This is a genomic window from Streptomyces sp. NPDC050121, assembly GCF_044460385.1.
GTDB lineage: Bacteria > Actinomycetota > Actinomycetes > Streptomycetales > Streptomycetaceae > Streptomyces > Streptomyces soliscabiei.
Genome location: NZ_JBITJV010000002.1, coordinates 491,680 through 503,928, shown reverse-complemented (window position 1 = coordinate 503,928; position 12,249 = coordinate 491,680). Strand labels below are relative to the sequence as shown.

Genomic DNA, 12,249 nt, shown 5'->3' with positions numbered 1-12,249 from the left:
TGCGAGCCGGGAGCCGTGACCGGTCACCCGCTCTGCCCGCTCGCCCGCGGTCGCTATAAGCGCTCGCCGATCATCGAGTCGCCCCGGCGAGGTCCGGGCAGCCGCAGGAGCCGCGGGCGATCAGGGTGGTGGGGTGGGTGATGCGCCGTACCGGGAGGGTGGGGTCGGCGATCTTGGCCAGGAGCCACTCGACGGCCGAGCGGCCCAGCTCGTCGAAGGGCTGCTGCATGGTGGTGAGCGCGGGCACCGTGTACTCGCTGCCGTCGATACCGTCGAAGGCGCAGACCGCCACGTCGTCGGGGACGCGCAGTCCCAGTTCGGCGGCGGCGCGCAGGACGCCGATGGCCTGCTCGTCACTCGCCACGAAGAGCGCGTCCGGATGCCCCGCCTCCGCGAGCATCCGCCGGCCGGCCCGGTACCCGTCGGCCCGTCCGAACGGCACATGCGTCAGCGACGCGCTCTCCGGATCCCGCCCGGCCTCGACGAGGGCCCGGCGCCAGCCCGCGACCCGGTCGACCGTCGGATGCACGCCCTCCAGCCCGGCAATGCACCCGATCCGCTGCCGGCCGTGAGCGAGTAGATGGGAGGTGGCCTGGTACGCGCCGCCCTCGTTGTCGGTGAGCACCTGCGTCGCCCCCGGCAGCTCCAGCTCGCGGTCGAGCACCAGCCGGGGCACGGTCGTCTGCTCGGACAGCTCCGCGACCCAACTGTGCGGGCCGTGGATCGGGACCACGATGAGCCCGTCCACCTGCCGGTCGAGCAGGGTCCGGATGTACGTCGCCTCGCGGGCGTCGTCACCCATCGCGTTGCCCAGCAGCATCGTGTAGCCGGAGGCGAAGCCGACATCCTCGATGACGCGGGCCAGCTCGGCGAAGAAGGGGTTGGAGTTGTCGGGCACGACCAGCCCGAAGGTCATGGTCCGCGAGGTCTTCAGGGACCGGGCCACCGCGTTGGGGCGGTAGCCGAGCTCGTCTATCGCCGCGAGGATCCGCTCGCGGGTGGCGGGGGCGACCTTGCGGGGGCCGTTGTTGAGGACGTAGCTGACCAGGGCCTCGGAGGTGCCCGCCAGGCGCGCCACGTCGCGGCGAGTTGCCATCAGACCCTCCTTCGGCTCGGGGGCTGCGGTCTGGAAGTATCAACTCGTGTTGTCAACACGAGTTGATTCGGGGCGTTGGATGAATATCGACTGCTGATCCGCCGACGCGCAAGAGGTTGCCCGAAATCCTTTGGTAAAGAGTTCGAAACCTTGCTTTGCAGGTGAAACTCGGGCGGGACCTTGATCACCACCTCGGTGATCACCTGATCACCACCCTGATCATCGCGGCGGGATGAGTCCGCCGCCCTCCTGCGTTGGTGTTCGCCGAGGGCACCCCGGCCTGGACGCACGCTCTATCACCGCGACGAAACAGCCGAGGCCAGTGTTGCGTCGCCTGGCAGGCGTCGGCGCGGACCGGGCCGAAGCCAGTGCCTTCGTCGAGGCGACCGGTGTGCACGTGGCCCTGCTGCTTCATGTGCTCGCGGCGGCCGAGGTGTCGGGCCAGGGCCCGCCAGTTCTTGAGATGTGCGATGCCGTGCTCGACGCGGATACGGCGTGAAGAATGTGCCTTGCGCTGGCGCTCGTACATTTCCTCGTACCAGTCCGGGGCGGTCTTCTTGAACTTGCGGTGCGGTGGTGTCAACCACGCGGCCGCCGGTCTGGGCGCCCAGCCCCTGGTAGCCGGCATCGGCGAGGATCTCGACCGCGGGCCCGCCGGCCAGGAGTTTGACCAGCCCCAACTGGCGGGCGTGGGTGATGTCCGCGCAGTTTCCGGGCTGGGCGGGGCTGCAGAACAGCACGCGTCCCCGGCCGTCCGTGACCACCATGGATTTGACGGCGTTCTGCTTGTTTTTGCCGGAGATGAACTTGTCCCGGTCCTTGCGCCCTTGGGCCGGACGCCGGACCCGGAGCGGTTCACGTGGGTGAAGCTGCTCGCCTGCCGCGCGCCCGAGGATGCTGCTGGACTTTCCTTCTGTCAGCTGCGGAGCCTTGCTTGTCAGTGCCGTCCGTCATAGTCCGTCCATGATCAACGAACTTGATGGCGTCGACTGGTCGTCGATGGGCCACGCGTACGGTCCGGCCGGCGACGTTCCGGTGTGGCTGCGGGAGATGGGTTCGCCAGATCCCGAGGTACGGGAGAAGGCGTTCGGGAACTTCTACGGTGCGGCCCACCACCAGGGGGATGTCTACCCGTGCACAGCAGCGAGCCTGCCGTTCCTGTTCGCTCTGGCCGATGATCCGGCAACGCCAGATCGCGCCTCAGTCGTCGCGCTGCTGCTCAGCATCGGCCGCGAAGCCTCTGAATGTGACATCGACGCGGTGTACTTCACGCCCGACGGCACCGAGTCGACGGCCCACGCCGACGTCGTCGCGCAGATGCGCGAGCGCGCAGGAACTTTCGTCCGCTACGCGGCTGATGCCGAGCTGCTCGTGCGCAGGGCGGCGATCGAAGCTCTCGGCCTCTTTCTGGACGACGCTGATCTCGCCTTGCGACCTGATGGCGGCTTGGCGCGGTGACCACACCAACCTGGTGCTTCGCCTCGCAGACTGCCTGCTGCCCGACGATCCCCACACCGCCGCTGCCGCCGCCGAGGCTCTCAAGGTTCTGGCCCCCGTATCCGAACCCGCCCGGGAAGCCCTGGCCTCCTACGTCGACATGCAACGCACCGCGCACGGTTGGGACGTGTGGGCGGCGCCGCAGTCACAACTTCGCCGGGCCCACCAGGAAGCCGTCATGGCACTGGCCCGCCTTGAAGACCTTCGGGCTCTGCCCTGTCTGCTGAACGCGCTGGATGACGATGTCGACGCCTGGCGCGCCCTGCAGGTCGTCGGGCAACTGCGCCCGGCCGCCGGTGATCTCGTGCCTCGGCTGAACCGGCGCCTAGCCGACGCGGACTTCTCCCAGGACGGGTTCGGCTCGAGCACCGGCGCCCTGCTGTCCGCTCTTGCCGCACTGCGTGACCCGGCGGCCATACCCGCGCTCACGAACGCCGTCACCGCTGCGATCCGCCAAGAGAACTGGCGCACCGGAGCCACCGCCCTCGACGCCTTGTCCGCCTTCGGAACCGCGGCCGCAACTGCCCTTGACGTCGTCCGCCCGCTTGCCGACGCACAGGACATCGACCTGCGCATGGCCGCCACCGGTGCGCTGTGGGAGCTCGAAGGCAACGCTGAGATCGTTGTGCCGAAGCTGCACGACCTGCTCGACACGCACGTGCACCGTGCGGCGGCCGATGTCCTTGGCCGGATCGGCCAACCCGCCGCGATGGCGCTGCCACGCCTAAGGGCCATGCTGACCGACGGCTACGAATGGACCCGCATCCACGCCGCTGCCGCGCTGTGGGACATCGGCGGCGCGGCCGAGGCACCCGCTGTCGTCGAGACGCTGCTGGGCGCCTGGGAGAAGAACGACGCAACCTCCAACTACGTAGCCGCCTGCCTGAACCGCATGGGCCCAGCCGCTGCCCCCGCTCTCTCCCGGGTCATTGAAGAACTGGCACTTTCACGCCGCAGCGGCCACTTCCGCAGTACCGCCAACGACGAGGAACTCCAGGCCACCTGCCGCGCCATCGTCACACGCCTCATGTGAGAGTCACACAGTGCTTCATCGAAGCCCCGCGGTCGGCACCCCGTTGCGCCTGGTGTCGGCCGTACTGGCCAATGACATCCTCAGTAACGCCGGTTTCGCCCCGTGCTTGCCGAGTGCGCCGACGGGCGCCCGAGGTACAGGGTGTGGCGCGTACGAGCCGGTGGTTGCCCTTCGCGCGGAGCGCACCGAAATGCGCTGAAGGAGACACAGGGCGCGCGGCGGTGGGGGAGCTTCCATGGTCTGTAGATCGGCCGACGTGATCTGCATGAGGGTGGGCGGCGGTTGGGGAGTATGGAAGCGAACGCTGCTGCCGTACCGCGGACTGGCTCCTGACATCTCGGACCGACGTGTCCTAATCATCCTGTCTCGACGCGGGGCGAGGCAGTGCGCTTGGACGCTGGACCGGGCGAGCGTGTCTGGAGCACTGGAATGCGGGGTGTCCTTTGCACCGTGTCACTGGTGACCGCTTTCCGGGTTGGCGGCGCGGCTGCTGACTTGCGACGGGGGATGAACCATCGAGTCGTCAGACCCGCCTCGATCCGCGGGCCGCGCGGCAGATGTGCATGAGGTGGTGCTGGGGGTCGGCACGCGTCGCGATGTGCATGTTGCGGCTGTGGTCTCGTTGACGGGCCACGTCTTAGCTTGGTGTTTAACCTCGGCCGTTCACCTGACCCGCTGATCTTCGGTGGGTGTCGGCGGGCACTCACCGCCGGAGCGGGTCGGGGACCGCTCGGCGTCAGGGCCTGCGCGGTGTTGTTGGTGGACCGCCGCCTTCCGCTGCCCGCTGGGGCTCGTCGGTCACTGCGGGTCTGGTCCCGGGAACCGGGCCCTCACCTGCGTCTGCTCCGCTGGACTCCGCTGCTGTGCCCGTCGCCGTCCAAGCGGCGCAGTACAGCAGCAGCCTGGCCATGAGGTTGATCCACAGCACGACGGCGACCGGGACGGCGAAGGCGCCGTACATGCTCTTCCCTGCGACGCCCTGGAAATAGCCGGTCAGCAGCAGCTTGAGCAGTTCGAAGCCGACCGCACCGATCAGCCCGGCGACCACGACCGCACGTCGCCCGGGATGCACTCGCGGCAGCCGGGTGAGCAGGTAGACCAGGAGCAGGAAGTCGACGAGCAGGGCGATGGCCAGGCCGGCGAAGTACAGCAGCACCCGGCCCGCGCTGCCCTCGATCCCGACCTTGTCGGCGGCCCAGCCGACCGCGCTGTTCGCGAACACCGAACTGCCCATCGCTACCAGCCCGACCACGCCGAGACCGACCAGTACCCCGGTGTCCTTGAGTCTGAGCAGGATCGGATTCCCCAGGTCCTGCTCCTTTTCCCAGACCGCACGCAGGCAGCCGCGAAGGGCGCCGACCCAGTTGATGCCGATCACGAGCAGCAGCGCGCCTGCGATGAGCCCGACGGTTCCGGCGTTCGCGACGAGGCTGTTCAGGTTCAGCAGGTTGGAGAGGCCCGGTGCCTGGCCGGCGATCTTGTCCTGGAGCTTGCTGAGCTGGTCCTTGCTCAGCAGCTTGGCGCCGATCGCCGCGCCCGCAGTGATCAGTGGAAAGAGTGCGACGAAACTGATGTAGGTGATGGCGGCGGCGAGCCGGGCCCAGTGGGTCTTGGCCAGCCGCTCGTACGCCCGCCACACGTGCGTACGCATCAGCCGTGCGATACCAGGAAGCCTTGTCAGCCAATCCATGGTGAACACCTGCTCTCAGCGTACCCACGGGGGGAGAAGCAGCATGTGGCGGCGAAACCCGCTTTCCGCGCTGAGATCGTTTGGCCGCAGGGACAGAGCAGTCGCGGTAACCGACTTGCATGCACGGCGAACCCGCTGGAGGGCCCGGATTGTCGGCGGAAACCTTGATCTCCCGAGCGGCGGAAACGATCACCACCCACTGGCGGACCCCAAAACTCCCCGCAGACAGCGAAAGTCCCCGCTTGTCACGGCTTCCACCCCTAGCGGGACGGCTCAACTGGAACCATCGACCCGTACCGCGCCGGGTCGGGGGCGGAGTGGTCAGTGCTTGAAGACGTCCTTGATCTTCGCCCCGGCCTGCTTGATGTTGCCCTTGACTTGGTCTCCGCGGCCTTCGGCCTGCAGGCGCCGACTGCCGGTGGCGCGGCCGGTCGTCTTCTTGGCGCCGCCTTTCATCGCTTCGGCTTTGTGCGCGATCTTCTTCGAGATGCTCATGGGTTACCAGCCTGGGTGAGTAGTCTGCTGGGGTTGGGTGGCAGGAAGATCCGTGGCGCTGGCCGGCCAGCGAGCTGCGCGTGGGGGTGGTCTACCGGGGGCGGATCGGTGCCCGAACAAGTGCAGCCTGCTCCGACGCCCGCCGTCCGGGGCGGGAGCGCGATCACCGTGGGGTGAGTCCCCCTGCGCGTTCGCGTTCTCCGCGCGGGCGGGCTCGCGTTGGTCGCCCCGGTCGTCGCGGCCCCTCCCGGCAAAGGTCGTCTCGCGGCGCGACTGGTTGCCTCCGCGGCGCGATGCGCTGCCCCGGCGAGAAGCACGGCGGCGTGCACCGGTCAAGAGCAGGCTCGGCCCGAACAGGGCCGCCGCTGCGACGGCAATGCCGTACAGGAACAGCGTGCCGGTCGAGCCGGTCATGCCGTGGCCGAATGCCGAGAACCCGCCGCTGAGTTCATGCCCGCTGCCGCTGTTGGTGAGAACACCGGCCAGGCCGACGACCACCGCGGCGATCAAGACGATGAGTCCGAGGACGACGATCATGACCGCTCCAAGGATCTACCTGCTACACCTACGGTAGGACCGCGCCGTCCATCAAGCCACCGCGGCAGGGACGGCAGGATTCCCTGGGGGCCGGCGGCTCACTCGCTGGAGACCATCGACCGGGACACCGCTCGATCTTCCAGGTGGCCGTAGGTGAGCGAGGGCTTGGTGAGTCGCGCCGTATTGGCGCTCGAAGAGCACCCCAGCCGGGGCGGGCCTGGTGAACCGGCCAGTGAACTACTCCCCGCTGCCGCTCAGCACCTCCTCGGATGGCACTCCGAAATGCCACATGGTCTCGGCGAACGCTGCTGCGGGCCGCCCGGCCCGACGGCTCCGCCGCGACCTTGGCGATCACGGCAAAACGGGAGTGATTTCGATCCCCGTGATCAGCTTGCACCCCGGCTTCCGGCCAGGAACACCCCACCCATCCACCTGATTGCACCCCGGAGACCGGCGACCGACACAGTGAAGGCATCTCGCCCGGACGGCCTGAAACATCAGGAGGTCAGCGGGATTTGGAAGCGGTTGCCGTGGGGGCAGGTGAGCGCCACAGTGGGAGGGAGAGCATTGTGCGAGATCGGAGGACACCGTGATCGCCCTGGGAGTCATTCTGCTCGTCATCGGGTTCCTGGCCAAGATCGCCATACTGTGGACCATCGGGATCATCCTGCTCGTCATCGGCCTGATCTTGTTGCTCCTGGGCGCTGTCGGGCATGGGGTCCGCGGGCGACGGCACTACTGGTAGAGGGCCTCGACACCCGCACGGCTTTGAAGTCCCGCGGTGTAGAGCCGATGGCCGGCCGTGTAACGACGGCCGCGTGTGGCACGCATCCTTGCGTGCGCACCCGTGAGATCAAGATCGTGTGGGGAAGTCCCGATGAGAGTGCCACCGCGTGCCTGGGCAGTACGTCACCGGTGGCCGCTGAAGCCCGTCGTGGGGGCGCGCTGGGCTGTGCGGCTCAGTCGTCTCTGAGACACGGCTGCCGCTCGTGGGCTGTAAGGAGTGGAGGATGCGATGTCGACCATCGTCATCATCGTGGCTGTCGTGGTCATCCTGGCCGCGGTCGCGCTGGTCCTGCGGACCACGATCCGGCGCCGGCAGCTGCGGGAACGTTTCGGGCCGGAATATGAGCGCACGGTCGAGGCGAAGCACAGCCGTGGCGCGGCCGACCGCGACCTGAGGGCGAGGGAGGAGCGACATGAAAAACTGGAGATCAGGCCGCTGCCCTCGACGGTGCGGGACCGGTACGCCCGGGACTGGACCAGCGTGCAGGAACACTTCGTCGACCGTCCCGACCAGGCCGTGGGCGAGGCGGACCGGCTCGTGACCACGCTCATGAGCGAGCGGGGCTACCCGACCGAGGGTTACGAGCAACAAAAGCGGGATCTCTCGGTCGAACACGCCCAAACGCTGCAGCACTACCGCATCGCCCACGAGATCAACGAGCGCGCCGGCAGCAGGGGCACCTCAACCGAAGAACTGCGGAGCGCGATGGTCCACTACCGGGCGTTGTTCGAGGAACTGCTGCACGACGGCGGCACCGCTTCGTCGGGCAAGGAACGCCGATAGTGCCCAGCAGCCGGGAGCGTGACCACCGCATGGAGGTGAAGGGACATGCAGAGAGAAGGACCATTCGGGCGCGACAAGTATGCCGAGCCCGGCCAAGAGGGTCTGTCCACCGAGGACATCGCCCGGCCCCGGACAGAGGCACCGCAACAGCCCCGAGCGGCTGAACACCGAGGCATCCTTTGCTGCCCTTTGCGGAGTCAGCCCCATCGAGTACTCCTCGGGCCGGCGGAGCACGCGCCGGCTCAACTACGGCGGCGACCGACAGGCCAACGCCGCCCTGCACCGCATCGTCTTCACCCGCCTGCGCCACGACCCGCGCACCCAGGCGTACTACGAACGCCGCACCCAGGAGGGCAAGACCCGACGCGAGATCATCCGATGCCTCAAGCGATATGCCGCCCGCGAGGTCTTCAACCTGGTCAGACCGGTTTCCCGCACCCCCACGCTATAGGGGCGTCCGTGATACGTGAGAGGGTCTGAGGCGTGAGTGAGACACCGTCGAACACCCTGCAATACCGCTTTGACGGGCCAGAAGAGGCTCCCGTCCTGATCTTGGGTCCCTCCCTGGGTACCACATGGCACATGTGGGACCGCCAGGTTCCCGAACTGGCCCAGCAGTGGCGGGTGTTCCGGTTCGACCTGCCGGGGCACGGCGGCGCCCCCGCCTACCCGGCGGGCTCGGTCTCCGACCTCGCCGACCGCCTCCTCGCCACGCTCGACGCGCTCGGGGTGCAGCGCTTCGGCTACGCGGGCTGTGCGTTCGGCGGCGCGGTCGGCGTGGAGCTGGCTCTGCGGCACCCGGAGCGCGTCGCCTCGCTGGCGCTGATCGCGGCCTCCCCGCGGTTCGGCACGGCCGACGAGTTTCGCCGGCGCGGCGTGATAGTCCGCACGAACGGCCTCGACCCCATCGCCCGCACCTCGCCCGACCGCTGGTTCACCAGCGGCTTCGCGGCCGCGCAGCCCGCGATCACCGAGTGGGCGGTGCAGATGGTGCGCACCACCGACCCCGGCTGCTACATCGCGGCCTGCGAGGCCCTCGCCGCGTTCGACGTACGGGCCGAGATCGGTCGCGTGGGCGTGCCGACGCTCGTCCTCGTCGGCTCGGACGACCAGGTCACCGGCCCCGCCGAGGCACGCACCCTGGTGGCCGGCATCCCCGACGCCCGCCTGGCCGTCGTCCCCGGCGCCTCGCACCTGGTCCCCGTCGAGCAGCCCGCCGCCGTCACCGACCTGCTCGTCCGCCACTTCTCCACCGCCTGGCAGCCCGCCTACGACTCCGGCACCGGGCAGACGGCCATCCCGGGCGTCCCCGTCAGAGCCGTCCTGACCGCGCCCCAGCAGCCTCCGCAGCCCGTGGCCATCGCGGAGATCGCTCCCGCCCCCGTCGTCGAGCCGCCACAGGTCATGGGCCGCCCCGATCCGTACGACGCCGGGCTGAAGGTGCGCCGGGAGGTCCTCGGCGACGCCCACGTCGACCGGGCGCTGTCGCAGGCCGACGAGTTCTCCGGGGACTTCCAGGAGTTCATCACCCGCTACGCCTGGGGCGAGATCTGGGACCGCCCCGGCCTCGACCGGCGCTCCCGCTCCTGCGTCACGCTCACCGCGCTGGTCGCCGGCGGCCATCTGGAGGAGCTCGCCTTCCACACCCGCGCCGCCCTGCGCAACGGCCTCACCCCGGACGAGATCAAGGAAGTGCTGCTCCAGGCGGCCGTCTACTGCGGCGTACCGGCGGCGAACAGCGCGTTCAAGGTGGCGCAGCAGGTCATCCGCGAGGAGACCACTCCCACCGAGTGAGCCCCGCCGTCGGCGCCGGGGCAGGATGGATGCCATGACGACGGATCTGTTGCTCACGAAGAAGTTCCACGCGTGCGTGCGCCTGGAGAAGGACGGGCACACGCTCGTCCTCGACCCCGGCGGGTTCGGCGAGGAGGACGCGGCGGTCGGCGCGGACGCCATCCTGGTCACGCACGAGCACCCCGACCACTTCCACGAAGGCCGGCTGCGCACGGCCATGGACGCCAACCCGGCGGCCGAGATCTGGACCCTGAAGTCGGTCGCCGAGAAGATCTCCACGGCCTTCCCCGGCCGCGTCCACACCGTCGGCCACGGCGACACGTTCACCGCCGCGGGCTTCGACGTCCAGGTCCACGGCGAGCTGCACGCCGTCATCCACCCCGACATCCCGCGCATCACCAACGTCGGCTACCTCATCGACGACGGCCGTGTCTTCCACCCCGGCGACGCCCTCACCGTCCCCGACCGCGCCGTCGAGACGCTGATGCTCCCGGTGATGGCCCCCTGGAGCAAGATCTCCGAGGTCATCGACTACGTCCGTGAGGTGAAGCCACAGCGCGCCTACGACATCCACGACGCCCTCCTCACCGACCTCGCCCGCCCGATCTACGACAACCAGATCGGCTCCCTCGGCGGCTCGCGGCACCTGCGGCTGACGCCCGGGGAGACCGCACTCCTGTGAGTGTCGGACCTGCCGGGTAGGTTGTGAGACATGCGCATCGCGACCTGGAACGTCAACTCGATCACCGCCCGCCTGCCGAGGCTCCTGGCCTGGCTGGAGAGCAGCGGCACCGACGTGCTCTGCCTCCAGGAGGCCAAGGTCGCCGAGGAGCAGTTCCCGCTCGACCAGCTGCGCGAGCGGGGCTACGAGGCGGCCGTCCACGCCACGGGCCGGTGGAACGGCGTGGCGGTGATCTCCCGCGTCGGCCTCGCGGACGTCGTCAAGGGCCTGCCCGGCGACCCCGGCTACGACGGCGCGCCGGAGCCCCGTGCCATCTCGGCGACCTGCGGCCCGGTCCGCGTCTGGTCGGTGTACGTGCCGAACGGCCGCGAGGTCGACCACCCGCACTACGCCTACAAGCTCCAGTGGTTCGAGGCCCTCAAGGCGGCCGTCGCGGGCGACGCGGCGGGCGGCCGGCCCTTCGCGGTGATGGGCGACTACAACGTGGCGCCGACCGACGACGACGTCTACGACGTGGCCGCCTTCGAGGGCCTCACCCACGTCACCCCGGCCGAGCGCGCCGCCCTGGCCGCCCTGCGCGAGGCCGGCCTGTCGGACGTCGTCCCGCGCCCCCTGAAGTACGAGCACCCCTTCACGTACTGGGACTACCGCCAGCTCTGCTTCCCCAAGAACCGCGGCATGCGCATCGACCTGGTGTACGGCAACGAGCCGTTCGCCAAGGCCGTCAAGGACGCCTACGTCGACCGCGAGGAACGCAAGGGCAAGGGCGCCTCGGACCACGCGCCGGTCGTCGTCGACCTCGAGGTGTAGGTCCCGGGGAGGGCCAGCGCGCCTGTGGTGCACACCCCGGTGCCGGTGTCACGCTGAGCTTATGAACATCCCTTTCCTGGGCAACAGGAGCAAGAAGTACCGCGCGTCGGTGCTGGCCGAGGACCCCGAGGGGATCGCTGAACTCCTCTCCGAATGCGAGCTGTTGCGATCCCACGCGGCCCGGGAGGGGATCGGACTCGACGACACCGCCGCCTCGTTGGAGGCCCTGGACCAGCTTCCGCCGCGCTGGCGCGACGACGAGGACGGCCTGCCGTGGTTCGGCCATGACGCCGGGCTCTACCTGGGCACCGTCGTGGTGCGCACCGTGCCGGGCGCCGCCTGGGCGATCCGGCCCGGCGGCGAGCCGGTCGTCAGGCTGGAGTCCGGCCGGGAGGTCGACGTGGTCACCGCAGGACACGAGTGGGCCGCGAGCGGCACTCCCGAACTGTCCCAGCTGTACGCAGAGGTGTCAGAGAACTGACTATCTTGAGTAAATACGGCTAATGACAGAAAAGTGCGTGTCGTGTCTTAACTCCAGCCTTATGTGGATAGTTTGCGGCAACCACGACACAGCTGAGAGTGAGTAGGGCTGCGCATGGCCATCGATCCGTTGATCGAGCTGCGTGACGTCAACAAGTACTTCGGGGAGCTCCATGTCCTGCAGGACGTCAACCTCACCGTCGGCAGGGGGAGGTGGTCGTGGTGATCGGCCCTTCGGGATCGGGGAAGTCGACACTGTGCCGCGCGATCAACCGGCTGGAGCCGATCCAGTCCCGCTCGATCACCCTCCACGGACAGCCGCTGCCCGAGGAGGAGGGCAAGAGCCTGGCGAGACTCCGGTCGGACGTCCGCATGGTCTTCCAGTCCTTCAACCTCTTCGCCCACAAGACGCACGGGGGGAGCCCGGCGATCGCCCGCGCCCTCGCCGTGGAACCCATGGCGAGCCACGAGATGGGCTTCGCGTGCTCGGCCGCCAACCGGGTGGTCTTCATGGCCTCCAAGATCCTCAAGCACTGATCCCGACCGGCGGCAGCAACCGAGCCCA

13 protein-coding genes and 3 pseudogenes are annotated in these 12,249 nt (G+C 68.9%); 10 read left to right on the top strand and 6 right to left on the bottom strand.

Going from position 1 to position 12,249, the window contains the following annotated elements; translation table 11 throughout:
* Positions 1 to 70: 70 nt before the first annotated feature.
* The 3 genes and pseudogenes from ACIBTS_RS04690 to ACIBTS_RS04680 form a co-directional block, all read right to left on the bottom strand.
* A complete protein-coding gene (locus ACIBTS_RS04690) occupies positions 71 to 1,096 on the bottom strand; it encodes a LacI family DNA-binding transcriptional regulator (RefSeq protein WP_399316556.1) in 1,026 nt (341 codons plus the stop codon).
* A gap of 199 nt (positions 1,097 to 1,295) precedes the next feature.
* Complete coding sequence (locus ACIBTS_RS04685) at positions 1,296 to 1,679, bottom strand: hypothetical protein (RefSeq protein WP_399316555.1); 384 nt, start codon at positions 1,677 to 1,679, stop codon at positions 1,296 to 1,298.
* An 88-nt stretch (positions 1,680 to 1,767) separates the two neighbouring features.
* Positions 1,768 to 1,899 (bottom strand): annotated as a pseudogene (locus ACIBTS_RS04680) (transposase); the annotation flags it as partial.
* 160 nt (positions 1,900 to 2,059) lie between these two features.
* Here ACIBTS_RS04680 and ACIBTS_RS04675 point away from each other — a divergent pair.
* A complete protein-coding gene (locus tag ACIBTS_RS04675; RefSeq protein ID WP_399316553.1) occupies positions 2,060 to 2,554 on the top strand; it encodes a hypothetical protein in 495 nt (164 codons plus the stop codon).
* 13 nt (positions 2,555 to 2,567) lie between these two features.
* On the top strand, positions 2,568 to 3,626 hold the full coding sequence (locus ACIBTS_RS04670; RefSeq protein ID WP_399316552.1) for a HEAT repeat domain-containing protein: 1,059 nt from the start codon (positions 2,568 to 2,570) through the stop codon (positions 3,624 to 3,626).
* 736 nt (positions 3,627 to 4,362) lie between these two features.
* On the opposite strand, the gene ACIBTS_RS04665 is transcribed toward ACIBTS_RS04670, so the two are convergent.
* From ACIBTS_RS04665 to ACIBTS_RS04655, 3 genes are all read right to left on the bottom strand, one after another.
* Positions 4,363 to 5,316: a YihY/virulence factor BrkB family protein gene (locus ACIBTS_RS04665; RefSeq protein WP_399316551.1), complete on the bottom strand. Its 954-nt coding sequence runs from the start codon at positions 5,314 to 5,316 to the stop codon at positions 4,363 to 4,365.
* 321 nt (positions 5,317 to 5,637) lie between these two features.
* Positions 5,638 to 5,811, bottom strand: a complete 174-nt coding sequence (locus ACIBTS_RS04660) for a CsbD family protein (RefSeq protein ID WP_093498195.1) — start codon at positions 5,809 to 5,811, stop codon at positions 5,638 to 5,640.
* Between the two features lie 3 nt (positions 5,812 to 5,814).
* Positions 5,815 to 6,348, bottom strand: a complete 534-nt coding sequence (locus ACIBTS_RS04655) for a hypothetical protein (RefSeq protein WP_399316549.1) — start codon at positions 6,346 to 6,348, stop codon at positions 5,815 to 5,817.
* A 589-nt stretch (positions 6,349 to 6,937) separates the two neighbouring features.
* On the opposite strand from ACIBTS_RS04655, the gene ACIBTS_RS04650 reads away from it, so the two are divergent.
* The 8 genes and pseudogenes from ACIBTS_RS04650 to ACIBTS_RS04615 all read left to right on the top strand — a co-directional run.
* A complete protein-coding gene (locus ACIBTS_RS04650; RefSeq protein WP_093498193.1) occupies positions 6,938 to 7,093 on the top strand; it encodes a DUF6131 family protein in 156 nt (51 codons plus the stop codon).
* Between the two features lie 270 nt (positions 7,094 to 7,363).
* Positions 7,364 to 7,918, top strand: a complete 555-nt coding sequence (locus ACIBTS_RS04645) for a hypothetical protein (RefSeq protein WP_399316547.1) — start codon at positions 7,364 to 7,366, stop codon at positions 7,916 to 7,918.
* Positions 7,919 to 8,063: 145 nt separating this feature from the next.
* A pseudogene (locus ACIBTS_RS04640) lies at positions 8,064 to 8,369 on the top strand (transposase); the annotation flags it as partial.
* A 32-nt stretch (positions 8,370 to 8,401) separates the two neighbouring features.
* On the top strand, positions 8,402 to 9,712 hold the full coding sequence (pcaC, locus tag ACIBTS_RS04635; RefSeq protein WP_399316545.1) for a 4-carboxymuconolactone decarboxylase: 1,311 nt from the start codon (positions 8,402 to 8,404) through the stop codon (positions 9,710 to 9,712).
* A gap of 34 nt (positions 9,713 to 9,746) precedes the next feature.
* The gene (locus ACIBTS_RS04630; protein ID WP_399316544.1) at positions 9,747 to 10,394 is read left to right on the top strand and encodes an MBL fold metallo-hydrolase; all 648 of its coding nucleotides are present in this window, start codon (positions 9,747 to 9,749) and stop codon (positions 10,392 to 10,394) included.
* 30 nt (positions 10,395 to 10,424) lie between these two features.
* The gene (locus ACIBTS_RS04625; protein ID WP_399316543.1) at positions 10,425 to 11,204 is read left to right on the top strand and encodes an exodeoxyribonuclease III; all 780 of its coding nucleotides are present in this window, start codon (positions 10,425 to 10,427) and stop codon (positions 11,202 to 11,204) included.
* A gap of 61 nt (positions 11,205 to 11,265) precedes the next feature.
* The gene (locus ACIBTS_RS04620) at positions 11,266 to 11,685 is read left to right on the top strand and encodes a DUF6278 family protein (protein WP_319333167.1); all 420 of its coding nucleotides are present in this window, start codon (positions 11,266 to 11,268) and stop codon (positions 11,683 to 11,685) included.
* A 114-nt stretch (positions 11,686 to 11,799) separates the two neighbouring features.
* Positions 11,800 to 12,200 (top strand): annotated as a pseudogene (locus tag ACIBTS_RS04615) (ATP-binding cassette domain-containing protein); the annotation flags it as partial.
* Positions 12,201 to 12,249 lie beyond the last annotated feature (49 nt).